General features: G+C 63.8%; 24 protein-coding genes and 1 riboswitch. Of the genes, 7 read left to right on the forward strand and 17 right to left on the reverse strand.

Annotation, left to right across the window (positions count from 1 at the left end; all coding sequences use genetic code 11):
* Positions 1-27: 27 nt before the first annotated feature.
* The 7 genes from X750_RS158515 to X750_RS158485 form a co-directional block, all read right to left on the reverse strand.
* Positions 28-609, reverse strand: coding sequence for an NAD(P)H-dependent oxidoreductase (locus X750_RS158515; RefSeq protein ID WP_023690990.1), 582 nt, complete (start codon positions 607-609; stop codon positions 28-30).
* On the reverse strand, positions 609-1,190 hold the full coding sequence (locus X750_RS158510; protein WP_023700354.1) for an NAD(P)H-dependent oxidoreductase: 582 nt from the start codon (positions 1,188-1,190) through the stop codon (positions 609-611). The genes X750_RS158515 and X750_RS158510 overlap by 1 nt, the downstream gene beginning before the upstream one ends.
* Before the next feature lie 136 nt (positions 1,191-1,326).
* Complete coding sequence (locus tag X750_RS158505; protein ID WP_031242615.1) at positions 1,327-2,730, reverse strand: FAD-binding oxidoreductase; 1,404 nt, start codon at positions 2,728-2,730, stop codon at positions 1,327-1,329.
* Entirely contained in the window at positions 2,730-4,031 is a 1,302-nt protein-coding gene (locus tag X750_RS158500) for a cytosine deaminase (protein ID WP_023706112.1), read from the reverse strand. The genes X750_RS158505 and X750_RS158500 overlap by 1 nt, the downstream gene beginning before the upstream one ends.
* Before the next feature lie 198 nt (positions 4,032-4,229).
* Entirely contained in the window at positions 4,230-5,081 is an 852-nt protein-coding gene (locus X750_RS158495) for an ABC transporter permease (protein WP_023670772.1), read from the reverse strand.
* Entirely contained in the window at positions 5,068-5,892 is an 825-nt protein-coding gene (locus X750_RS158490; RefSeq protein WP_023706113.1) for an ABC transporter ATP-binding protein, read from the reverse strand. The genes X750_RS158495 and X750_RS158490 overlap by 14 nt, the downstream gene beginning before the upstream one ends.
* Positions 5,893-5,894: 2 nt before the next feature.
* A complete protein-coding gene (locus X750_RS158485; protein ID WP_023670774.1) occupies positions 5,895-6,899 on the reverse strand; it encodes an ABC transporter substrate-binding protein in 1,005 nt (334 codons plus the stop codon).
* A gap of 255 nt (positions 6,900-7,154) precedes the next feature.
* Here X750_RS158485 and X750_RS158480 point away from each other — a divergent pair, with 255 nt between their 5' ends.
* Both X750_RS158480 and X750_RS158475 read left to right on the forward strand, forming a co-directional pair.
* The gene (locus X750_RS158480) at positions 7,155-7,538 is read left to right on the forward strand and encodes a RidA family protein (protein ID WP_023731928.1); all 384 of its coding nucleotides are present in this window, start codon (positions 7,155-7,157) and stop codon (positions 7,536-7,538) included.
* Positions 7,539-7,591: 53 nt separating this feature from the next.
* Positions 7,592-8,395, forward strand: coding sequence for a creatininase family protein (locus X750_RS158475; protein WP_023670776.1), 804 nt, complete (start codon positions 7,592-7,594; stop codon positions 8,393-8,395).
* Positions 8,396-8,404: 9 nt separating this feature from the next.
* On the opposite strand, the gene X750_RS158470 is transcribed toward X750_RS158475, so the two are convergent.
* Both X750_RS158470 and cobD read right to left on the reverse strand, forming a co-directional pair.
* Complete coding sequence (locus X750_RS158470) at positions 8,405-8,914, reverse strand: tyrosine phosphatase family protein (protein WP_023746849.1); 510 nt, start codon at positions 8,912-8,914, stop codon at positions 8,405-8,407.
* Complete coding sequence (gene cobD / locus X750_RS158465; protein WP_023746850.1) at positions 8,911-9,966, reverse strand: threonine-phosphate decarboxylase CobD; 1,056 nt, start codon at positions 9,964-9,966, stop codon at positions 8,911-8,913. The genes X750_RS158470 and cobD overlap by 4 nt, the downstream gene beginning before the upstream one ends.
* Between cobD and cbiB the strand changes: the two genes are divergently transcribed.
* Positions 9,965-10,942 (forward strand): adenosylcobinamide-phosphate synthase CbiB, encoded by a 978-nt coding sequence (cbiB, locus tag X750_RS158460; RefSeq protein ID WP_023746851.1) that lies wholly within the window; start codon positions 9,965-9,967, stop codon positions 10,940-10,942. The genes cobD and cbiB overlap by 2 nt on opposite strands.
* A 204-nt stretch (positions 10,943-11,146) precedes the next feature.
* Here the strand turns inward: cbiB and cobO are convergent, their stop codons facing one another.
* The 5 genes from cobO to X750_RS158435 form a co-directional block, all read right to left on the reverse strand.
* Positions 11,147-11,761 (reverse strand): cob(I)yrinic acid a,c-diamide adenosyltransferase, encoded by a 615-nt coding sequence (gene cobO, locus X750_RS158455; RefSeq protein WP_023741616.1) that lies wholly within the window; start codon positions 11,759-11,761, stop codon positions 11,147-11,149.
* Between the two features lies 1 nt (position 11,762).
* Positions 11,763-12,275 (reverse strand): bifunctional adenosylcobinamide kinase/adenosylcobinamide-phosphate guanylyltransferase, encoded by a 513-nt coding sequence (cobU, locus tag X750_RS158450; protein WP_023746852.1) that lies wholly within the window; start codon positions 12,273-12,275, stop codon positions 11,763-11,765.
* Entirely contained in the window at positions 12,268-13,071 is an 804-nt protein-coding gene (locus X750_RS158445) for a CbtA family protein (RefSeq protein ID WP_023746853.1), read from the reverse strand. Before X750_RS158445 ends, cobU begins: the two co-directional genes overlap by 8 nt.
* 15 nt (positions 13,072-13,086) lie before the next feature.
* Positions 13,087-13,266, reverse strand: a complete 180-nt coding sequence (locus X750_RS158440; protein WP_023670784.1) for a CbtB domain-containing protein — start codon at positions 13,264-13,266, stop codon at positions 13,087-13,089.
* A 35-nt stretch (positions 13,267-13,301) separates the two neighbouring features.
* A riboswitch (cobalamin riboswitch) is annotated at positions 13,302-13,498 on the reverse strand.
* A gap of 67 nt (positions 13,499-13,565) precedes the next feature.
* Positions 13,566-14,258: a gamma-glutamylcyclotransferase gene (locus tag X750_RS158435; RefSeq protein WP_031242617.1), complete on the reverse strand. Its 693-nt coding sequence runs from the start codon at positions 14,256-14,258 to the stop codon at positions 13,566-13,568.
* 135 nt (positions 14,259-14,393) lie between these two features.
* Here X750_RS158435 and X750_RS158430 point away from each other — a divergent pair, with 135 nt between their 5' ends.
* The gene (locus X750_RS158430; protein WP_023746855.1) at positions 14,394-15,569 is read left to right on the forward strand and encodes an aromatic ring-hydroxylating dioxygenase subunit alpha; all 1,176 of its coding nucleotides are present in this window, start codon (positions 14,394-14,396) and stop codon (positions 15,567-15,569) included.
* A gap of 25 nt (positions 15,570-15,594) precedes the next feature.
* On the opposite strand, the gene X750_RS0132325 is transcribed toward X750_RS158430, so the two are convergent.
* The gene (locus X750_RS0132325) at positions 15,595-16,776 is read right to left on the reverse strand and encodes an MFS transporter (RefSeq protein WP_031242620.1); all 1,182 of its coding nucleotides are present in this window, start codon (positions 16,774-16,776) and stop codon (positions 15,595-15,597) included.
* Positions 16,777-17,008: 232 nt separating this feature from the next.
* Here X750_RS0132325 and X750_RS158425 point away from each other — a divergent pair, with 232 nt between their 5' ends.
* Both X750_RS158425 and X750_RS158420 read left to right on the forward strand, forming a co-directional pair.
* Positions 17,009-18,094, forward strand: coding sequence for a DUF1624 domain-containing protein (locus tag X750_RS158425; RefSeq protein ID WP_023746856.1), 1,086 nt, complete (start codon positions 17,009-17,011; stop codon positions 18,092-18,094).
* Positions 18,091-18,597 (forward strand): isoprenylcysteine carboxylmethyltransferase family protein, encoded by a 507-nt coding sequence (locus tag X750_RS158420; protein ID WP_023746857.1) that lies wholly within the window; start codon positions 18,091-18,093, stop codon positions 18,595-18,597. The genes X750_RS158425 and X750_RS158420 overlap by 4 nt, the downstream gene beginning before the upstream one ends.
* A gap of 312 nt (positions 18,598-18,909) precedes the next feature.
* On the opposite strand, the gene X750_RS158415 is transcribed toward X750_RS158420, so the two are convergent.
* Together X750_RS158415 and mgtE are read right to left on the reverse strand one after the other, a co-directional pair.
* Positions 18,910-19,296: a MerR family DNA-binding transcriptional regulator gene (locus X750_RS158415; RefSeq protein WP_023685221.1), complete on the reverse strand. Its 387-nt coding sequence runs from the start codon at positions 19,294-19,296 to the stop codon at positions 18,910-18,912.
* Positions 19,297-19,454: 158 nt separating this feature from the next.
* Positions 19,455-20,873, reverse strand: a complete 1,419-nt coding sequence (mgtE, locus tag X750_RS158410) for a magnesium transporter (protein WP_023670790.1) — start codon at positions 20,871-20,873, stop codon at positions 19,455-19,457.
* Between the two features lie 314 nt (positions 20,874-21,187).
* Here mgtE and X750_RS158405 point away from each other — a divergent pair, with 314 nt between their 5' ends.
* Complete coding sequence (locus tag X750_RS158405) at positions 21,188-21,808, forward strand: response regulator transcription factor (protein WP_031203282.1); 621 nt, start codon at positions 21,188-21,190, stop codon at positions 21,806-21,808.
* Positions 21,809-21,913: the final 105 nt, after the last annotated feature.

Consider the following 21,913-nt stretch of genomic DNA (forward strand, 5'->3'; position numbering starts at 1 on the left):
TCCCCACAAGGGGTAGGGTGAAGAAGCTTAAAACCGCTCCAGCTTCGCCCGCACTTTCACCAGAAACGCCGCCCTCGTCCTTGGCGTCGAGGCGTCCATCAGGTAGTGCGCCAGGAAAAACGTCCGGCAGCGGCGGGCGCACAGCGCGCGCATACCGCGCAGCAAGGTCTTGCGGCCGGGCTGGCCGACGACGACGCTCCACCAGGTCGGCGCGCCGCAGGTGGTAATGACGCCGACCCTGGTGACATGTGTCATCAGCGACGTGATGCGCCCCTTGCCCAGCTTGAAGGCGACATCGGTCGCCCAGACCCGGTCGAGCCAGCCCTTCAGCATGGCCGGCAGCCCGTACCACCAGGTCGGATAGATGAACAGGATCGCCTCAGCCCAGGCGAGATGCTCGAAATGCGGTTTTAGGGCCGGATCCTCCGGCGCCCGCTCATTGTAGGCGCGTCGCTCTTCGCAGCCCATCACCGGATCGAATTTCTCCGCATAGAGGTCGAGCAGCCGCACCTCCCAGCCGCGTGCCTTCAGCACATCGACTGCGGCATCTCTGATGGCGGCGCAAAAGCTTTCGGGCACCGGATGGCAATAGACCACCAGCACGCGCATCAGAATTCATCCATCCCGGCCGCGACCTTGGCCATGAAGGCTGCCCGCGTCTCGTCGGTCGACAGGTTCATCGAATAATGCGCGAGGTAGGACACCGAGGCGCCGGGCCTGATCGTCGCGCGCAGCATCCGCTTGACCAATCTGCGTGGCGGATCGCCCATCAGCATGGCGCGGAAGCGGCTGCCGCCATAGGTGGTGACGGCGGTCAGCTTGCGGATGTTGTGGAGCGAAGGCTGCGCCTTGCCGTCGACCAATTTGAACGACACGCCGGGCAGAAACACGCGGTCGAAAAAGCCTTTCAGGATGGCCGGGAAGCCGTAGTTCCAGACGGGATATGACAGCACCAGCGCCTCGGCCTTGAGCAGCCGCTCGACATAGGGCGCGGCCGGGTCCGCAGGGCTGCGTTGGTTATGATAATCCAGCCTCTCCCCGCGCGTCAGCCTGGGGTCGAAATCCTCTGCATAGAGGTCGCAATCGTCGACCTCATGGCCGGCGGCCGTCAGCCGCTCGACGATCGTGCGGTGCAGACCTGCATTGAAGCTGGTCTCCACCGGGTGTGCGTAGAGGACGAGGACTTTCATGGGGAAATACTTGCGAGGTGGGCGCGAGGCACCCTCCTCTGCCCTGCCGGGCCGCGGCGTTCAGGCTGCCAATCTCCCCCCTTGCGGGGGAGATGTCCGGCAGGACAGAGGGGGGTGCTCAAGCTCAAACCTCTGCTCATTCTGCTTTCTGCAAACCCCTGAACAAAAAAGTCCGGCCCGAGCGATAGTCGTAATCCGGATTTTCCCAGGCGATCATCTTGCCGGGATTGAGCAGGCCTTCCGGATCGGTCTCGCGCTTGAAGGCGAGCTGGATTTCATCCGTCTGCTTCATGCCGCCCTCTTCCAGCGTGTAGCGGTGCGGGTTGAAGATCGGGCAGCCATTCTCCTCATGCAGCCGGATGATTTCGTTGAGCCGCGCCTCGGTGGTGAATTTCACCAGCGGCAGGCCGAAGCAGGTGATGTTGCCGTCGAGGCGCACGAATTCGAGATGCGAAAAGACCTCGTTCGGAAACATCGCGTCCATCTTCTCCACCAGCGCCAGCTGGTTGGGAAACGGATAGAGCGATTGCAGATAGGTGATCGCGGGATCGACCCGCAGTGCCCTGAGCGTGGTGTGGTTCCACGCCAGTTCGAAGCCCGGCGGCAGGCCCTTTTTCTCTTCGTCCGTTCCCGTCGCCGCATTGAAGATGACTTCGCCGCCGGCGCGGCGGGTGAAGGCGAGGAACGCGTCTAGCCCATGCCGGGCAACCATGACGACGCAGATGCTTTGCCCGTCCCGGAAGAACTTCTGGTGGCGCTTGAAATAGAGCTGCGGCACGGGCGCGGCGATCGGCGTGATCAGCTTGGTCAGGATGCCGTCCTGGCGTGCCAGCGCGTTGCCGTAGCGGGCTGCCGGCATGAAAGCGTCGAAGCCGACGATCACGTCGGTCCATTCATAGGCTGCAGTCAGCGGCATCTCGACCTCGGTGATGATGCCGTTGGTGCCATAGGCGTGGGTGACCTTGTGCAGGTCCTCGCCGGCGAGTTCGAGCGCCTTCGGCTCCGCCTCCATAGTGACGACGCGCAGGCGCAGCACATTGCCGAAATCACGCAGACCGCCGAAATTGATCGAGCCAACGCCGCCCGAGCCGCCGGCGATGAAGCCGCCGATCGAGGCGGTGTTGTAGGTCGACGGCGACAGCCGCAGTTCCTGCCCGGAATGCGCGCGCGTCGCTCTGTCGATGTCGGCGAGGATCGCGCCCGGCCCGGTGACGACGCGGCCCGGCGCTATGGCCTTGATCTCGTTCATCTCGGCGAGGTTCAAAACCACGCCGCCCGACAGCGGCATCGCCTGGCCGTAATTGCCGGTGCCGCTGCCGCGCGGCGTCACCGGAACGCCATGACGGTGGCAAGCGGCAAGCACGCGGATCAGTTCGGCCTCGTTCCTGGGCGTCACGATCAGGTCGCCGGTGACGTGGTCGAGCTGCTGCTTCAGCACCGGGCTGTACCAGTAGAAGTCGCGGCTCTTCTGCTGGACGATGGCCGGATTGTCGTCGAGCTTTATCCCGTCGAGATCGCGTTTGAGCGCCGAAACATCCATCATTCCACCATCAGTTCGTCGAGCTCGGCATAGTCGGGCAATTGCCTGTCGATCGCTCGGCCGTTGCGCACGACGATGCGATCCGATTCGGGCCGCGACAGCAATTCCGTCCAGCTCCGCCCTTTGAAGACGATGAAATCGGCGCTGCCACCTGCTGCCAGTGTCCCGACACCGTCGAGCCGCATCACCTTGGCCGGCGTCGCCGCCACCGTCTGCGGCCAGTCGCCGACCGGATGATCGAAATGCAGGATGCGCGTCGCCATGCGGTAGACCTCCAGCATGTCGAGATCGCCATAGGCATAGAACGGATCGCGGGTGTTGTCGGAGGCGACCGCGACCGGGATGCCCCTCGCCTTCATCTCGTGCAGCAGCGTCACGCCGCGCCAGCGTGGCGTGGTCTGGTCGGCACGCCGGTCCTGCAGATAGAGATTGCACATTGGCAGCGACACCACCGCCAGCCGCGCCTTGGCCACCTTGTCGAGTGTATCGAGCACGTCGAGATCCGGCTGGCGCGCCAGCGAGCAGCAATGTCCCACCAGCATGTTGCCCTCAAAACCGTTCCACAGTGCCGCCTCGGCGATCTTCTTCAGCGATATCGCCGCGATGTCGTCGGTCTCGTCGGCGTGGAAATCGAGATCGAGCCCGTGCCTGTTCGCCTCGGCGAACACCTTGTCGAGAAGCTCTTCGAGATCCGGCACCATATAGGTGACGACGCCGAGCACGCCCTTGGCCGCAGCCACGCGCTTGGCCAGCCTCTCGAACCACTTTCTGTCGCGCACGCCTTCGATGCCGAGCAGGCAGGCTGCCTGCAATTCGATGCGGCCGCGCCATTTCTCCCGCATCGCCTCGAACACCGGCCAGGAGATTTCCTCCTGTGGCGGCACGCTGTCGAGATGCGTGCGCAGCGCCTTGGTGCCGTGCGCGTAGGCCGAGCGCAGCGAGAAATCCATGCGCCGCGCCACGTCCTCGGCGCTCCAGCGCGCTGCACGGTCGGCGCCGGTGGCATTGAGCGCGCCCATGAAACTGCCGTCGGGATTGGGTTTGCGCGGCCAGATATGGCCCTTGTCGATGTGGGTGTGGCAGTCGACGAAGCACGGCAGCACGATGCGGCCGGCAAGGTCGATGGCGGTGGCTGGCGCTTTTGATTTCTTGTGCGCGGCGATGGCTGAGGTCTTGCCATCGGCGACCGTTATGTCGGCCAGGGCGAAGCCGTCGCTGTCGTAAGTGGCGGCAAGGCCTGATGTCAGCGACCGGTGAAGGCGGACGTTTGTGAGATGGTACGAGCCAGAGGTCGGTATCAAGGACCGCCCCCCTCTGCCCTGCCGGGCATCTCCCCCTCAAGGGGGGAGATTGGCAGCTTTTCCGACAGCACCCGTCTTCCAACGTCGATAATTGGCGAAATCCCGGATGACGTCCAATCTCCCCCCTTGAGGGGGAGATGGCCGGCAGGCCAGAGGGGGGTGTTTCGCGCCAGCATCTCAATCACGTCACCCAACCCCCTACCGCTCCTGCTTCAGCGCGCTCTCGTGCCAGCGGCGCAGGATGAGATGCGACACCAGCGACAGCACCAGGAAGATCAATATGCCGGTGAGCGAGATCAGGATCAGCGCCGCGAACAGCCTTGGCGCGTTGAGGCGGTAGCCGGCCTCGATGATGCGCGACGCCAGCCCCGACGACTGCCCCTGCGCGCCGGCGACGAACTCGGCCACCACGGCGCCGATCAGCGACAGGCCGCCGGCTATCTTCAAGCCTCCTAGAAAATACGGCATGGCCGCCGGCAGTCTGAGATAGCGCAATTGCTGCCAGCGCGTCGCGCCGTTGAGCTTGAACATGTCGCGCAGATTGCGGTCGACCGAATTGAGGCCGAGCGTGGTGTTGGACAGGATCGGGAAGAACGCGACGATCCAGGCGCAAAGCAAAAGCTTCACCGTCTGGTTGTCCACATAGATGTTGATGAGCGGGAAGACCGCCACGATCGGTGTTACCTGCAGCACGATGGCGAAGGGAAAGAACGACATCTCCACCCATTTCGATTGCGCAAACAGCACCGCCAGTCCGACGCCGCCGACGACCGCGAGCAGCAGGCTGAGAAAGGTTATGCGCAACGTGACCAGCAGCGCGGAGAACAGGAGCCCCGCATCGCTATAGAGCGTCCACAGCACCACGCCGGGGCGCGGCAGGATATATTGCGGGATCGCGTTCCACACGCAAATGCGGTCCCACAGCCAGATCGCCAGGATCATGATCGCCAAAGGCAAGACCCACCGGCCGATCCGCTCCAGCCGCTCCTGGCGTACGCGGCCCGCCTCTTCCGCGTCGAGCGTTGCGGCATTCTGGTCAATGGCCGTCATGGTGCGGTCCGGCTGATGTGTTGATGGCGTTGACCAGGATGTCCGAGGCCTGGCGGCAGAGCGCGGCATAGTCGGGCGAAGTGCGGAAAACCTCGTCTCGCGGATAGGAGGCGTCGATGGCAAGCTCGGCATGGACGCGGCCCGGCCGCGCCGCCATGACGACGACGCGGTTGGACAGGAACACGCTTTCGAAGACGCTGTGGGTGACGAAGACGACGGTGAAGCGCTCGTCCTGCCACAGCTCCAGAAGGTCGTTGTTGAGCTTGAAGCGGGTGATCTCGTCGAGGGCGGCGAACGGCTCGTCCATCAACAGAATGCGCGGCTTCGTCACCATCGCGCGTGCGATCGAGACGCGCATCTTCATCCCGCCGGAAAGCTCGCGCGGCACGGCGTTTTCGAAACCGGTCAGGTGCACCCGCTCCAGCATCTCCGTCACCACCGGCGCCGCCTTGGCACGCGACACGCCTTTCAGCCTGAGCGGCAGCCAGACATTGTCGAAGACATCGGCCCAAGGCAGCAGCGTCGGTTCCTGGAAGACGAAGCCGATATTGGCGCGGTCGATCGAACCGCCCCAGTCGAGCTGACCGGATGTCGGCGTCGACAGGCCCGCGATCAGCCTCAACGCCGTCGACTTGCCGCAGCCGGACGGCCCGAGCAGGCTGACAAAATCGCCCTCGCGGATGGCGAGATCGACGTCGCTCAATGCAGTCACGCCATTGGAAAACACCTTGCCGACATGGCGCAGCGTCAGCAGCATCGGGCCTTCACCCGATGCCGTCATGGGCGCCTGCGCCATCTTTTCCAGCTTCACGATTACTTCTTCAGCTCGATTCCGACACCTTTGTTGATGAAGGCCAGCGTATAGGCCTTCTTGATATCGATGCCCTCGGGCGTGACCTTGGCCTTGACCATCTTGTCATAGAAGCTCTTGATCCGGTCTTCGTTCATGGCGCCGATGCCGAGCTTTTCGGTGTCGCCGGAATCGGCCAGGCCGAACTTCTTCATCTGCTCGATCGAGAAGGCAATCTGCTCGTCGCTCATGTCGGGATTGTCTTTCTTGATCATCTCGTTGGCGGCCTTGTTGTCGCCGTAGAGGTAGTTGTACCAGCCCTTGGCCGAGCCATCGACGAAGCACTGGACCACCTCCGGCCGCTTGTCGATCGTGTCCTGCATCACCTCGATCGTCGTCGAATAGGTGTCCCAGCCATAGTCGGCGAGCAGGAACTGGTTGGGCACGAAGCCGCCTTCCTTCTTGACCGCAAAAGGTTCCGAGGTGACGTAACCCTGCTGGATCGACTTCTTGTTGGCCAGGAATGGAGCGGTGTTGTAGGTGTAGGGCACGCGCTTGGCGGCATCGAAACCGAGTTCGATGACCATCCACTGGAAGAAGGTCTGGACGCCCTCGTCGCCGAGAATGTACTGGTCGGCGTTCTTCAAATCCTCCCACTTGTCCAGCCCCTGCCCCGGGTGGGACATGATGACTTGAGGGTCCTTCTGGAAATCGGCGGCGACGACGCGCATCGGGATGCCCTGCTGGACGGCGTCGAAAGCCGACAGCAGATTGCCGCCCATGTAGAAATCGAGCTTGCCGGCCAGCAGCAGCGGCCGCCCGCTGACCTGCGGACCTCCCTGCGAAATCGTCACGTCGAGGCCACATGCAGCGTAGGTGCCGTCGGCGACGGCCTGGTAGTAGCCGCCATGCTCGGGCTCGGCCAGCCAGTTGGTGCCGAAGGTGACCTTCTCGTTTGCTGCCGCGCCGAACGTGCCGGCTCCAAGCAGCGCGACCGCAAGCGCTGAAATCTTCTGTTTTCCGTACATCGACACCACCCTTTGTTGGCTCCGGAGCGTCACGCGCCGGGCTCGACACCATTGATCCAAGAAGCAAGACACATGCCACCGCCCGGGCCGCCTGCTTGCGCGGCAGTCACTGCCAACACCGGACGGGTCATGCTGTGCGGGAGGCATCGTGCCTATTTTTTGGACGCCTGTCCACAATCGCCCTTGTGCCATGCACCACATCTTGAACGTACTATCGGTCACGTCTTAGGCTGGTCTCGCAGACAGGAGATTGCCATGTTCAGATACCTCGCGCCGAAGTCGATCAAGCCGCCTTTCGCCCGCTACAGCCACGGCGTCGAGGTGCCGCCAGGCAAGCGGCTGGTTCTGTGCTCCGGCCAGGTCGCCATCACGGCGGACGGCCAGATCCCCGAGGATGCCGGCGCGCAGGCCGAGCTCTGCTTTCAAAACATAGCGGCGATTCTGGCTGAAGCCGGGCTGGGGCTAGGCGACATCGTGCGCATAAACGCCTACGTCACCGACCGCGCCTTTCTGCGGCCCTATATGGACGTCCGCGACCGCTTGTTTGCCAGCCCCGCGCCCGCCTCGACGCTGATGATCGTGTCAGGCTTTGCGCGGCCGGAGTTCAAGGTCGAGGTCGAGGCGATTGCGGCTGGGTGATCGACAGGCGACGTTTGGCGCGCTAGGTCTCCCTCACAGTCAAGAGGCATGACATGACCGTTGCAAACAGACGCGTGTGGTGGGGCGACTACCGGACCACCGAATACGCCGCGATCGATCCGGAGGCGACGATTGCCGTGCTGCCGGTGGCGGCGATCGAGCAGCACGGCCCGCATCTGCCTGTATCAACCGATACCTCGATCATGAACGGCATGCTGGAGACGGTCATCGCCCGCCTGCCCGGCGATCTCGACATCCGCATCCTGCCGGTCCAAACGGTCGGCAAGTCGAACGAGCATCTGCAGGCGCCGGGCACGCTCACCCTGCCGGCGGCCACCCTGGTCGATGCCTGGACCGAGCTTGGCCTGTCCGTTGCCCGCGCAGGCGTAAGGAAACTGATCGTCGTCAACTCGCATGGCGGCAATGAAGAGATCATGGGCATCGTCACGCGCGAGCTGCGCGTGCGTGAGAGGATGCTGGCGGTGAAGACCAGCTGGCAGCGCTTCGGCCGCCCCGCCGGCATGTACACCGAGCTGGAAGACCGCCATGGCATCCATGGCGGCGACGTCGAGACCTCGTTGATGCTGCATTTTCGCCCGGAGTTAGTCGACATGGCCAAGGCCGACAATTTCGCCTCCAAGGTCGCCCGCGCCGAAACCGAATTTGCGCTGCTGCGCCACACCGGAACGCACGCTTTCGCCTGGATCGCTGGGGATCTCAACCCCAACGGCGTGGTCGGCGATGCCAGCATTGCCACGGCCGAGAAAGGCCGACTGACGGCGGAGCATCAGGCCGACGGCTTCATCACCCTGTTGAAGGATGTGCGCAAGGCGAAGCTTGCCGACTGGCTGGCATAGCGGGCCGCCTTAGCCGTCGATCTTCAACACGAAAGGCGTACCCTCAAAAGCATCGGCGCCCCGCCCGATCGCTTCGATCGCTTCGATCATGCGGCCTTGTCGTGAGAGCAGAGCATCCGCGACGGCGATCAACCGTGGATTGGGTGTCGCCGAGGGCGAAAGCTTCCGCAATGTCTGCGCAAGTTCGACTTCGTCGCGCTTCGGGGCGAGCGCCGCCGCAATGATATAGGCCGAGGCGGTCGAGCGGCTGATGCCGGCATAGCAATGGACGACCATGGGTTTGGCGCGGTCCCATTTCCGGGCGAAATCGAGCAGACTGCGCACATGGTCTTCGCCGGGCATGGTCATGCCGTCCTGCGCCACCGCGATGTCGTGCATGACCAGATGCAGGTGGTTTTCCCTCGCGATTGAGGCCGGCCGCGTCACCTCGGTGCCGGCAGCGAGCAGCGACAGCACGCGCTCGGCGCCGCTTTTGGCCACCGTCTCCTCAAGCTTTGCCAGCGAACAGATATGGATCATGGCGCGATCTCCTTCGACCCATCGTCGCGCCGTGCGCCCCAGTCGGCAAGCGCCGATTCAAGCCGCTGCCATTCCTCCTGACGTCCAGGCAGCCCCGCGCGGAGCACCTGGGGACGCTCGGAAAAATGCCTGAGCAATATGCCGCGCTCGCCGAGCGTCGAAAACAGCCCCGGTGCATCGGCAAGCCGGAGATAGCGAAACAGCGTCGTGCCGCCGGCGACAGCAACGCCAAAGCGCGAAAGCAGCGCATCGAGCCGCGCCGCATCCTGCGCCAGCCGCCGCCGCATGTCGGCCTGCCAGCCGCTGTCGGCAAGCGCGCGGATGCCGTATTCGAGCGCTGGGCCGGCGACCGCCCAAGGGCCGAATTGCGTTTCAAGCCTTTCGACCGTCGCTGCATCGGAAAGTGCGAAGCCGAGCCGCAGGCCGGCGAGACCGAAGAACTTGCCAAACGAGCGCAGCACGACGATGCCGCCCCGCCCGACATCGCCGGCCAGGCTTTCCGCGTGCGGGCCGACATCCATGAAGGCTTCGTCGACGACCAGCAGACCGCCTATGGCGCGCAATGTCTCGGCAAGCCGAAGCAGCCTTTCCCGCGACACGACTCGCCCGTCGGGATTGTTGGGATTGACGACGATGGCAATTTCGGCTCCGGCAAGCGCCTCGAAATCGTCGACCTCCGCCACCGCATGGCCGGCAATCGCGGCGGCCTTGGCATGCTCGGCATAGGTCGGCCCGAGCACCAGCGCCTTGCCGGGGCTGACCAGCGAGGCGACGCGCGGCAGCAGGATCTGCGTGCCCGGGGCGACCGCCACATTCTCGGCCGAAGGCGCGCCATAGGCGCCGGCCGCGACCCTGGCCAGCTCACGCAGGCGCGCGGCCTCCGGCAATCGTGACAGGGCGGTGGCGGGCAGCTCGAAAAGCGGGTAGGAGTGCGGATTGATACCTGTCGAGAGATCGACGAAAGGTTGTGGCGCGTGAGGGAAGAGCGCCCTCGCCCGGCCAAGGGATCCACCGTGATCCACCACAGTAATCGCTCCATCAGAAAGCTTCATGTCGATCCTGATCGCTTTCCTGTCGCTGGCCATCGAACGCATCCTGGGTTACCCGGACTGGCTGTTCCGTGCCGTCGGCCATCCCGTCACCTGGTTCGGCAGGCTGATAGCCTTTCTCGACCTCAGGCTCAACCGCGACACTGATTCCGACGCGCTGCGTCGCCGCCGCGGCGCGCAGGCGCTGCTGGTGATCGTGCTGGTGCCGGCGGCAATCGCCTTCATCGTGCAAATCCTGCTCTGGCAGCTCTTTCCTGCCGGCATGATCATCACGGCAATCCTGGCCTCGTCGCTGCTGTCGCAAAAGAGCCTTACCGAACATGTCGAGGCGGTGGCCGATTCGCTGGATACCGGCGGGCTGCCGCTCGGCCGCATTGCGGTTGCGCGCATCGTCGGCCGCGATCCAGAGAAGCTCGACCACGCCGGCGTCAGCCGCGCCGCCATCGAAAGCCTGGCCGAGAATTTCTCCGACGGCATCGTTGCGCCCGCCTTCTGGACAGGTGTCTGCGGTCTGGCCGGCGGCGTCGCCTACAAGGCCGCCAACACCGCCGATTCGATGATCGGCCACCGCACCCCGCACCACGAGGCCTTCGGCCGCGCGGCGGCACTCTTCGACGACTGGATCAACCTGCCGGCGTCCCGGCTGACCGCGTTGCTGATCGTTGCCGCCGCCTTTCTCGTTGACGGCGCCGATCCCCGCAACGCCTGGCAAGCAGTGCGGCGCGACGCCAAAAAGCACCGCTCACCCAATGCCGGTTGGCCGGAAGCAGCAATGGCCGGCGCACTCGGCCTGGCGCTCGCCGGCCCGCGCAGCTATGGCGGCGTTGTCGTCAACGATGCCTTCATGGGCGAAGGCGGCCGCCGCGAGGCGGAAAGTCTGGACATCAGGCGGGCGCTGAAACTTTATCAGGTCGCCGACTATCTGCTGATTGGGCTGTTCGGGTTGCTGTCGGCGGTGCTTATCGCGGTGACGTTCTGAGAGCTTACCGTCGCCTTCCTTTACCCTCCCCCTTGTGGGGAGGGTCGGCCCGAAGCGCCGCGGTGGGGGACAGCGCCCTACGAGGACCCCCACCCCGATCCGCTTCGCGGATCGACCCTCCCCACAAGGGGGAGGGTAAAGACGTCACCACCCTCAAGTNCGACCCTCCCCACAAGGGGGAGGGTAAAAGGTGAGGATAGCCCCTCAGAACTCGATCCCCTGCTGCGCCTTCACGCCGGCCGAAAAATGATGCTTGGTCACGCCCATCTCCGTCACCAGATCCGCCGCCTCGACCAGCGCCGGCTTGGCGTTGCGGCCGGTGACGACGACATGCAGCCCTTCGCGCCGCGCTTTCAGCGCCGCCACCACTCTGTCGAGATCGAGATAGTCGTAACGCAGCGCGATGTTCAGTTCGTCCAGCACGACGAGGCTGATCGAGGGATCGGCGATCAACTCCAGCGCCTTGGCCCAGGCGGCTTCGGCCGCCTTAATGTCGCGCTTCAGATCCTGCGTCTCCCAGGTGAAACCCTCGCCCATCGTGTGCCAGACGACGCGGCCGCCAAACGCCGCGAAGGCATCCTTCTCGCCGGTGTGCCATTTGCCCTTGATGAACTGGACGATTCCGACGCGCTTGCCATAGCCGAGCATGCGCAGCGCCAGCCCGAAGGCAGCCGTGGTCTTGCCCTTGCCGGGTCCGGTGTTGACGATCAGCAGCCCCTTCTCGACCGTCTTTTCCGCGACCTCGGCGTCCTGCACCGCCTTGCGCTTGGCCATCTTGGCGCGATGGCGTTCTTCGTCTTTTGCGTCGATATCGGTCATCTCATTTCACCTTGAGCGGCAGCCCCGCCACCATCAGAAGCACCATATCAGCTACCACCGCGATCTGCTGGTTGAGCCGGCCGGCGGCATCGCGGAACCGGCGTGCCAGCGCATTGTCGGGCACGATGCCTTGTCCGACTTCGTTGGAGACCACGAACCACGGTCCGCGCGGCCGCGAAAGCACATCGGCCAGCCGCCGGCACTCCCCCTCTAGATCATGATCGGCCAGCATATGATTGGTCAGCCAAAGCGTCAGGCAGTCGACAAGCACCGGCCGGTTGTCCGGCAATGCTTCGAGCGCACCTGCAAGATCAAGCGGGGCATCGATGGTCGCCCATCCCTCGCCGCGGCGCGAGCGGTGCTGCGCGATGCGCTCGCGCATTTCGCCGTCATAGGCTTGCGCGGTGGCGATATAGGCCCATGGCTGCGGCAACGCCGTCGCCAAAGTTTCGGCATGCGCGCTCTTGCCGGAGCGCGCACCGCCGATGATGAAGGTCAAACTGCGATCAGGCAAAGCTGTCGCGCAGGCTGGTCGCGGTGCCGGTGAAGCGCGCGCGCACTATGCCGACAACTGCGCCGAGCACCAGCCAGAACACCAGATTGGTCAGCGTCACCGCCACCACGAACTGATGATGCAGGCCTTCCGGGATCGGCGTTACGAAACTGTCAGGCTGCGGCGCGCCGACAATATGCGGGGCGACGATCAGGACGACGGCGAGCACGGTCAGGGGCGCCGACGTGCGGAAGGTGATAAGGGCAAGACCGATCGCCGTTGCCATCACCGTTGCCCACCACCAGATCTGGCGCTGTATGAGATCGGCCGCCGGCATTGCCGGCAGTTCCGGCGGCAGGCCGAGTCCCGGCGCCAGCGTGAACACGGCAAAGCCCGCCAGACCCCAGAACACGCCCTGGCGCCAGCTGCCGATGCCGCCGGCGAACTCGGAAACCGCCACCAGGACCAGCGCGAAGCCGATGCCGGTGACGATATTGGCGACGACACTGAAGGCGAAACGCTCGAAGCCGTCGGCCGGCGCCCAGCCTTCGTCCTCCGCCGGCGCGGCTGCTTCAGCCGGTGCTGCGCTGCTCACCGCATTTTCCGCCGGCGCGGCGGTGCTCATGGCATTGGTGTCCGTAGCGTTGGCGGCGGGCGCCGCGGCATGCTGATGCTCGTGGCCGCCACCAGCCTTTTCGTAGACCTCCGCCTTGAGGATCAGCGGCACGGTGGCGTAGGCCTGCATGCAGGCGAGAGCGACACCGGCCACGAGCCCTGCGATCGCCGCGATGAACACGACGTTGCGAAACAGGTTCATGATGTCAGATCCTCGTCAGTGGCAGGGAAACGCCATCGAATGGCGATAGTCGTGCGCCGCATTGTGGACCGCATCGATATGCGAGAAACCGACAACGCCGACGACGAAAATCCCCAGAAACGCGCTAAGCACGAGCTGCATGAAGCGCGACTGCGAGGAGACGGAAGCGCCGAGGGAGACGGAAGCGGTATTCATATCTTGTCCTTTCGCCCTCCACCCGAGGGCATCGAAGTCAGTTCCCTGTCGCCGGCAGGTCTCCTGGCTCGCGGATCAGCGCCCTTCCCCACCTTCCCGAAGAAAAAATCCTCAGTGGCTTGGAGAGGACTACCGCACACAGTTGCGGGGGCAGCCACGGCATTGGGCAACAAGTCAGCCCTCACCGCATTCCCTCTTGGTCCCTAACGGAACCGACGACATGCATGACTATAGGCTGAAACGGCCGCATCCGGCAAACCAAATTCCGCCGGCCAACAGCGCGAATGCGCCATGCGGCGTTACGGGTTCAACGCGGTGATCCGCTCGGCAACCAGCCGCTGCAGTCGCCACAGATGGCGATCGTGAATGCCGCGCTCTTCAAGGTTTTTCACCGTGTTGTAGAGATAGTCGGCGCCCGACCCCCAGTGCCCGCAGGACGTTGCCAGCCTTTCGACGACCTTGCCCTCGTCGAGCGGCCCTGAATAGGTCAGGCCGTTGCGGTTGATGACGAAGGCCAATGCCCTGAGCGGTCCGACCTCGCTTGCAAGCTTCAGCATGCGCGGCCGGTAGCTTGTCGGCTTCAGCGTGACTTCGCGCCGGAAAAGCCGGCCCAACTGCTCGCGCCGGTTACTGTCGGTCAGCCGGAAGGCGACGCCCTTGCATTGTCCGCCACGGTCCAGCGCCATCATCAGGCCGGGGCTGTCCTTGGTGCCGCGCCAGCGCGTCATGTTCATGCAAAAGGATCGATGCCAGCCGCGCGCCAAGGCAACGCGGTCCTCGACATAATCTATTTCCGGTTTCCAGATCAGCGATCCATAGCCGAACAGCCATAGCGGTTCGCTGTCCGGGAGTTCGACCTGCAATTCATCCAGCAGCGCGTCATAGTCGGCTTCATCGAGATGCATCGCGTCCGGATCCGGCCCGGGGTCCCTGATCTCGCGCCAGCAGCGCGCGACCAGCTCCGGCGTAAGCGACATCTGTCGTGCGGCCACGTTCCGAATCCCCCAATTTCCGAATGTCCCATGTTCACGACATGATTATTCGCCGCGCCTGCAACCGGCAATGCGGCACTCTGATTGACAAACGATTTGCCGGGGTGTCGGCTGACGCTTCATAGGAAGCCAGCCATGCATCCCAACCCGAGCGAGCGCGACCCCTATAACGGCCTGAGCAGGGCCGAACCGACGCTACCGTCGTCGGCCTATTGGGATAGCGAGGCTTACCAGCGCGATCTCGACGCCATCTGGCACAAAAGCTGGCTGCTCGTCTGCCGCGAGGCCGACCTCGCCCAGCCGCTGGCGTTCAGGACATTCCGCGTCGGCACGCAGGAAATCGTCATTCTGCGCGACGAGACCGGCGAGTTGCGCGCCTTCCACAACACCTGCCGGCATCGCGGCTCGCAGCTTTGCCAGGAAAGCGAGGGCCGGCTGAAAGCGCGGCTCATCACTTGCCCCTACCATGCCTGGTCCTACTCGCTGCGCGGCGATCTCGTGCGCGTTCCCTCGAAATCGCTGCCAGATGGTTTCGACAAGGCAGATCATCCGCTCTACCGGGTGGCGCTGTCGGTGTGGCGCGGCTTTGTCTTTGTGAACCTTCAGCAGGCTGCGGCCGGCTCCGCCGGGACCTCCTTCGATCCCGCATCCGGCGACCTCGCCAACTGGCCGCTGGAAACGCTGGTATCAGGCCATGTCCTGCGCAAGGTGATGAACTGCAACTGGAAGATCTTCTGGGAGAACTTCAACGAGTGCCTGCATTGCCCGGGCGTCCACAAGGACCTGTCTCGGCTGGTGCCGATCTATGGCCGCGGCCTGATGAGCCGGCACGACGACCCCGACTGGGTCCGCCATGCCGACAATGACGCGCCAGAGTTTTCGGGTGGCCTGCGCGCCGGCGCCGAGACCTGGTCGCGCGACGGACATGCCCATGGCCCGGTCTTCCCGGGCCTGACGCCAGCCGAGCGTGCGGCCGGACAGACCTATGCCACCAGCCTGCCCTCGATGTTCATCGTTGGCCATGTCGACTATATCAGAACGGTGCGGCTGGTGCCGCTCGGCCCGGAGCAGACCGAGCTGACCGCCGAATGGCTGTTCGCGCCCGACGCGCTGGCTGAGACGGACATCGACAATGTCGTCGCCTTCGGCACCCAGGTGCTGGAGGAGGATGCCGCGATCTGCGAGATCAATCAGAAAGGCCTGCGCTCGATGCGCCACCAGGCCGGCGTGCTGATGCCGGAGGAGTACGATCTGCACCGCTTCCACAACTGGGTGCGCGAGCGGCATGCAGCGCTCGAGGCAACCGCCTGATCGGCGACTAAAGCGACTTCGGCAGCTAGCGCCAGGTGATAAAGCCGCAAACCGCGGCCAGAATGCCCAGCGTCACGAACACCGAGCCGAGGCCGAAAAACGCCAGCACCACCGAATAGACCAGCGGCGGCGTCAGCTCGGAAAAGTCGAGATAGGTGCGGTAGACCGCGGCCATCTGCGCCCGCTCATAGGACCGCACCGAGCGCATGAAGGCGGTCGAGCCCAGTGCATCGAGCGCGATGGCGAAGAAGGCGCCGCAGAGCAGGAAAAATCCCGTAAGCAGCGGCGCGGTAGTGCCGACCGCGCCCGCCGCAAGCAGCGTCGCCGACATCGCGAAATAGGCGAAGGTCATGGTGCGCCGGCCGCCGAAGCGTTTTCCCGCTTTGCCCCAGAAGATCGCCATGAACAACAGCGCATTGCCGGCCGAAACCAGCAGGCCGCCGGCAAGCTTGCCCTCGCCGGTAATCACCATGAACAGCGGCCCGTAGACGAAGAACGTCGTCCAGAAGCAGAAGCGGCCGAAGGCGATCAGCCAGGCCAGCCTGAGCCTGGGTTGTGCTACGAAGCGGCCGATATTGGCCAGCGGATTGGCCGGCCGTGTCTTGCCCGGCCGGATCGACCGGTTGTCGCCCAGCCTGTAGGTCCAGAACAGCGCCAGCAAGGCCAACGCAAACACCGCGACCGCGCCATGCGCGGCATAGATGCCGTAGCGTGTGTAGAGGAAGATGCCGAGTGTCGACCCGCCGGTCCAGGCCAGCATCGACCACGCCATGCGCAGCGATTCGGCCTGCATGAAATCGGTCTTGCGGATGTGATCCATGATGTAGAGGTTGAGCGTGATCGACAGCGCGCTCGCCCCCATGACGCGGCACAGCATGCCTGTCAGTTGCCCGGCAAGCGTGTGGGTGACGAAGAACAGCGAGCCTATCGCCAGCAGGCAGGCGCCGGCGGTATAGACCCAGCGCCGGGCAAACCTGCGGATCAAGATCGGCATGAACAAGGTCACCGACAGGCCGAGCAGCGCCACGATGGTGTAGAGGATCGAGACGATCTGCTCGTTGTGCAGAATCTCATAGGCCTGGATCGGGATGACGCTCGATACCGTGGCGCGGGCGAAGGATTCGACCGCATAGAGCGAGGCAAAGGTGCGCGCATCCGCCGGACGCAGGGCTGGCAGCCAGATCGGATGGCGCACATGGGTGGACATTTGATCCCCAAATCAGACTCGCAGCCCAAATCTGCGCTGGCGCTTCCTCCGCCGGTAACAGGAAACCGACCCCTTCCCGGCAAAAAGCGAATTCGGCCAAAGGCTTTCCGGCTCTGGCCTAAAGCGCCGCCCGATGCAGCCGCACGGCGCGACCCGGAGCGTAGAGGGCGGCCTTCTTTTGTCCGGTGCAACCGTGATAGTCGTCTTTGGGGCTGAATCAGATCGCGAGACCATGAGCATCCATACCGCACCCCCTGGAGATCAACTGAAGCGAGATCAACCGAAGCGCATCGTCGCCATCGATGTCGTACGCGGCATCGCGCTGATCGCCATGGCGAGCTACCACTTCACCTGGGATCTCGAAAATTTCCACTACACCGACCCCGGCCTCACCGCCGTCGGTTGGTGGAAGATCTATGCGCGCTGCATCGCCTCGACCTTCCTGTTCCTGGTCGGCGTCAGCCTGTTTCTCGCTCATGGCAGGCAGATCCGCTGGACCGGCTTCTGGAAACGTTTTGCCATGGTCGCCGTCGCGGCCGCCGCTATATCGGCGGTCACGTACTTCATCACGCCGGACAGCTTCATCTTCTTCGGCATCCTGCATCAGATCGCGCTGGCCAGCCTGCTCGGCCTTTTGTTTCTNACGCCGGACAGCTTCATCTTCTTCGGCATCCTGCATCAGATCGCGCTGGCCAGCCTGCTCGGCCTTTTGTTTCTGCGGCTGCCTTCCTGGCTGACGCTGGTCGTGGCGGCGGTGGTGATCGCCGGGCCGATCTATTTCAGATCCGAAGCCTTCGATCATCCGGCGCTGTGGTGGGTCGGCCTGTCGGCGATCAACCCGCGCTCCAACGATTACGTGCCGCTTTTTCCCTGGTTCGGCGCCGTGCTTCTCGGCATCGCCGCGGCAAAGTTTGCGTCCACCACCGGCCTGCTGGCGCGGCTGGCCACGCTGGCATCGGGAAGCTGGACCAGGCCGCTCACCTTCATCGGCCGCCACAGCCTGGCTTTCTATCTGATCCACCAGCCGCTGCTGTTCGGCTGCGTCTGGCTGTTCTCGCAGATCGCGCCGGCGCCGGTCGAGACACGGGAAGTGGTCTTCCTCAAGGAATGCCAGGTATCCTGCGAACAGCAGCGCGACACGGAGTTCTGCACCAGCTATTGTGTGTGCATGCTGGACACGCTGCAAAGCGAAGCGGCATTCGACCGGCTCTACAATGGCGACCAGACCCCGGAGTTCAAAGCGCATCTCGGTGAACTCGCCAGCATCTGCACCGCCAAGACGGAGGAGAGTCCGATGACGCAGGGAGGGCAACAATGACCGACAAGCTCACAAAACCCGGGCTGGCAAAACCCGATCTATCGAGACCACGGCTGATCCCGTGGCCGCCGCTGATCTACATCGCCGCCATCGGCATCAGCATCGTGCTCGGCCTGTTCTATCCCCTGCCCTGGATCGGCGACCTCTTGGGCGACCTTTTGTTTGCCGCCGGCTTTGTGGTGCTGTTTGCCGTCGCAGCCCTCTGGTTCACCGCTATCCGCACCATGATCCGGGCCAAAACGACGATGAACCCCAATGGCGTGCCGGAGCATCTGGTGACGTCCGGCCCGTTCGGCGTCACGCGCAACCCGATGTATCTGGCCAACACGCTGCTTTTGATCGGCGTCGCCTTCGTCTCGGGGATCGTATGGTTCCTGCCGCTGGCCCTGATCGCGGCTTTTGCAACGCAGAAGGTCGCCATCGAGAGCGAGGAGAAGGTGCTGTTCGCCAAATTCGGCAAGAAGTACCGCGACTATGCGAAGCGGGTCAGGCGCTGGATTTGAGGCGGGTGTGATCGCTGGCAGGGTTCGCACGCCTTGGCGACTAGCCGAAACGCCCATCTCTTCGTCATCCACGGGCGGAGTAAGGAGCGTAGCGACGCAGCACAGACCCGAGGATCCATGCCGCGACTCCAGAGCGTTGCTATGGTCCAGAATTCTCTACCGCTGCACTCCACGACCGATGTCACGGAATGGATTCTAGGGTCTCCGCGACGGAGCTTCGCTCCTGCTTCGCCCTAGAATGACGAAGTGTGGAAGGGCTCCGGCTAATCGCGAACGTTTGCGACGGGCGCGCGCAAACGCTCGACGGTCCGCTCAGGTATTAACCCCCAACTCCACCAGCCGCTCGACGCAAGACTCCTCCGCCTGGTCGAGCTCCGCCAGCGTCTCCTCGAGATCGCGGCGCTTCTGGCGCAAATCCTCGCGCTTTTCCTCGATGCGCTTGATCATCAGGTTGAGTTGACCGACCTCGCCGGGCGGTTCCTTGTACATCTGGATGATTTCGCGGATCTCGTTGATCGAGAAGCCGAGCCGCTTTCCGCGCATGATCTGGCGGATCAGATGCCGGTCAGATGGGCGAAACAGCCTTGTGCGGCCCCGCCGGACCGGTTGCACCAGCCCCTCATCCTCGTAGAAGCGCAGCGTCCGCGTCGACACGTCGAATTCGCGGGTCAGTTCGGTGATCGAATAATATTCCCGCATCTTTGCTCCAAATGTCGGAACATCGGAAAACGCCCGGTCGCCCGGGATTTCCAACGCATTCCGATCAACCCCGTTCCAAGCCGGACTCGGCATGAAACCCCGCGCAAGCCTCGCACCACATTTACGTAAAAGTCAATTAAACCCGCAACGCCACTTTCTCAAGGGATAGCGAACCACCAGGTGGCCAGCCCGAGGAAGGCAAAGAAGCCAACGACGTCGGTGACCGTAGTGACGAAAACCGCCGACGCCACCGCCGGGTCGATCTTGAACCGGTCGAGCAATAGCGGGATCAGGATACCGGCAAGGGCTGCCACGAACATGTTGATGATCATCGCCGCCGCTATGATGCCGCCCAGATTGGCATCGCGGAACCAGACGGCCGCGACGATGCCGATCAGCACGGCGAAGATGATGCCGTTGATGGAACCCACGCCCATTTCGCGGCGGATGATGCGGCCGGCATTGTAGATGTCGAGATCCCTGGTCGCCAGCGCGCGCACGGTGACGGTCATGGTCTGCGAACCAGCATTGCCGCCCATGCCGGCCACGATCGGCATCAGCACGGCCAGCGCCACGATGTGCTCGATGGTGCGGTCGAACAGGCCGATCACCGAAGCCGCCAGGAACGCCGTCAACAGGTTGACCAGCAGCCAGGGCACGCGCGAGCGCGAGGTCGAAAGAATGCTGTCAGAGAGCTCTTCGTCGCCGACGCCGCCCATGCGCAGCAGATCTTCCTCGGCCTCCTGCTGGATGACGTCGACGACGTCGTCGATGGTCAGCACGCCGACCAGCCGCTCGTTCTCGTCGACGACGGCGGCGGACAGAAGATCGTATTGCTCGAAGTCCCGCGCCGCCTCTTCCTGGTCCATGGTGGCCGGAATGGCGTGCCTCGTCTCGTGCATCACGTCTCCGACCTTGGTCGTGCGCTTGGTGCGCAGGATCTGGTCGAGGTCGATGGCGCCGAGCAACTTGAAGCTTGGATCGATGACGAAGATCTGGCTGAAGCGCTCGGGCAGGTTCTTGTCTTCGCGCATGTAGTCGATGGTCTGGCCTATGGTCCAGAACGGCGGCACGGCGACAAACTCGGTCTGCATGCGGCGACCGGCGGTCTCTTCCGGGTAGTCGAGCGAGCGGCGCAGCCTGATCCGCTCGGTGAACGGCAGCTGCGACAGGATCTCGTCCTGGTCTTCCTTTTCAAGGTCTTCGAGAATGTAGACCGCGTCGTCGGAATCGAGGTCCTGCATGCCCTGGGCAATTTGCTCATTGGGCATATTGTCGACGATATCGCGGCGGATCGCCTCGTCGACCTCAGTCAGCGACGAGAAGTCGAAGTCGGCGCCGAGCAGTTCGACAAGGGCGCGACGCTGTTCGGGGTGCAGTGCCTCGAGCAGATCGCCAAGTTCCGACTGGTGCAGGTCGTCGACTTCGCGCTTCAGCGTCAGCGTATCGCGATCGGCGATCGCCGCCCCGATCTGGGCTAGGAATGATGACAGGACGGCGCCGTCCTCGCCATAGATGTCGGCGTGGGCATCGTCAGCGGCTTTGGCGCCGGTCGTGTGGTCGTCCTGGCGTTCCACCAGCGGCTCCCGCCATGGGAATTTCGGAAAAGGTGCCTGTCAGGTCTAGCGCGCAACGCACGGGAATATCAAACGAAATGCGCCCCGCCCTGCATATGGGCGAGAGAGCGATTTCATCAGGATATGACGCCGCCCAGGATTCAGGCGGCGCGACAGCACATGTCGCTGGGGAAAGAGCACCCGAGCACGGTTGGGGCAGAATTGTCATGATGCAGGTCCTGCCATCTGCCGGACCCGCCCAGGCCAGGAACCAGAACAGCCGGAAGCCCTTGAAGATCAGGTCACAGACGCAGAAGGCAATCGAGGAACGGCGCGTGCGCGTGGTCGTCGCCGAACGCAATCCGCTCGTCATATCGGCGCTGCGCGACATGCTGGACTGCGACGGGCGCTTCGATCTCAGGGCCTGCGTGCAAAGCGGCAGGCATTTTCTGGAATTGGCAGCCGAAGCGGAATTCGACGTCGCCGTTATCGGCTGGAAGCTCTCCGACATGGACGGCGCCGATGTGCTGGCCGAGGTTCACAGCCGCAAGCTGGGCGTGCGCATCGCGGTGTTTTCCAACGACCACGACATCGGCATCCTGAAGCAGTGCGTGCGGCTCGGCGCCCAGGGCTACTGCTTCCAGTTCGACGATCCGGCGATCATCTTCGAGACCATCCTGGCCGTCGCGCATGGCCGCATCTGCATCCCCTACATCGACATCAACAAGGTCAACGACACACCCTTGTCGCTGCTCACCGTGCGCGAGCGCGAGCTGCTGGCCGTGCTGTCCGACGGCTGGACCAATCTGCAGATCGCGACGCGCACCGGGATTTCGGAGAACACGGTGAAATACCACCTCAAGAATCTCTACGACAAGCTCGACGTCCGCAACCGGGCGATGGCAGTCGCGCTCTACGCGCGGGAGAGGCGTACCCAGAAGCAGCCGTTGGGGTAGGCGAGCGACTGGCCGCGGGTAGGTCACCCGGGTAGGCAACCCCCACCCGCGCGCGGCAAGATGTTACCCCTTGAGGTGTTGTTGCCATTAGCCGTCGAGACGAAA

This window comes from Mesorhizobium sp. LNJC391B00, assembly GCF_000502535.1.
GTDB lineage: Bacteria > Pseudomonadota > Alphaproteobacteria > Rhizobiales > Rhizobiaceae > Mesorhizobium.

Excerpts from the sequence above, each read along its gene's own strand:
- X750_RS158515 (WP_023690990.1), bottom strand. The coding sequence starts at position 609 with ATGCGCGTGCTGGTGGTCTATTGCCATCCGGTGCCCGAAAGCTTTTGC.
- X750_RS158510 (WP_023700354.1), bottom strand. The coding sequence starts at position 1,190 with ATGAAAGTCCTCGTCCTCTACGCACACCCGGTGGAGACCAGCTTCAAT.
- X750_RS158505 (WP_031242615.1), bottom strand. The coding sequence starts at position 2,730 with ATGGATGTTTCGGCGCTCAAACGCGATCTCGACGGGATAAAGCTCGAC.
- X750_RS158495 (WP_023670772.1), bottom strand. The coding sequence starts at position 5,081 with ATGACGGCCATTGACCAGAATGCCGCAACGCTCGACGCGGAAGAGGCG.
- X750_RS158485 (WP_023670774.1), bottom strand. The coding sequence starts at position 6,899 with ATGTACGGAAAACAGAAGATTTCAGCGCTTGCGGTCGCGCTGCTTGGA.
- X750_RS158480 (WP_023731928.1), top strand. The coding sequence starts at position 7,155 with ATGTTCAGATACCTCGCGCCGAAGTCGATCAAGCCGCCTTTCGCCCGC.
- X750_RS158475 (WP_023670776.1), top strand. The coding sequence starts at position 7,592 with ATGACCGTTGCAAACAGACGCGTGTGGTGGGGCGACTACCGGACCACC.
- X750_RS158470 (WP_023746849.1), bottom strand. The coding sequence starts at position 8,914 with ATGATCCATATCTGTTCGCTGGCAAAGCTTGAGGAGACGGTGGCCAAA.
- cbiB (WP_023746851.1), top strand. The coding sequence starts at position 9,965 with ATGTCGATCCTGATCGCTTTCCTGTCGCTGGCCATCGAACGCATCCTG.
- cobD (WP_023746850.1), bottom strand. The coding sequence starts at position 9,966 with ATGAAGCTTTCTGATGGAGCGATTACTGTGGTGGATCACGGTGGATCC.
- cobO (WP_023741616.1), bottom strand. The coding sequence starts at position 11,761 with ATGACCGATATCGACGCAAAAGACGAAGAACGCCATCGCGCCAAGATG.
- X750_RS158445 (WP_023746853.1), bottom strand. The coding sequence starts at position 13,071 with ATGAACCTGTTTCGCAACGTCGTGTTCATCGCGGCGATCGCAGGGCTC.
- X750_RS158440 (WP_023670784.1), bottom strand. The coding sequence starts at position 13,266 with ATGAATACCGCTTCCGTCTCCCTCGGCGCTTCCGTCTCCTCGCAGTCG.
- X750_RS158430 (WP_023746855.1), top strand. The coding sequence starts at position 14,394 with ATGCATCCCAACCCGAGCGAGCGCGACCCCTATAACGGCCTGAGCAGG.
- X750_RS0132325 (WP_031242620.1), bottom strand. The coding sequence starts at position 16,776 with ATGTCCACCCATGTGCGCCATCCGATCTGGCTGCCAGCCCTGCGTCCG.
- X750_RS158420 (WP_023746857.1), top strand. The coding sequence starts at position 18,091 with ATGACCGACAAGCTCACAAAACCCGGGCTGGCAAAACCCGATCTATCG.
- X750_RS158415 (WP_023685221.1), bottom strand. The coding sequence starts at position 19,296 with ATGCGGGAATATTATTCGATCACCGAACTGACCCGCGAATTCGACGTG.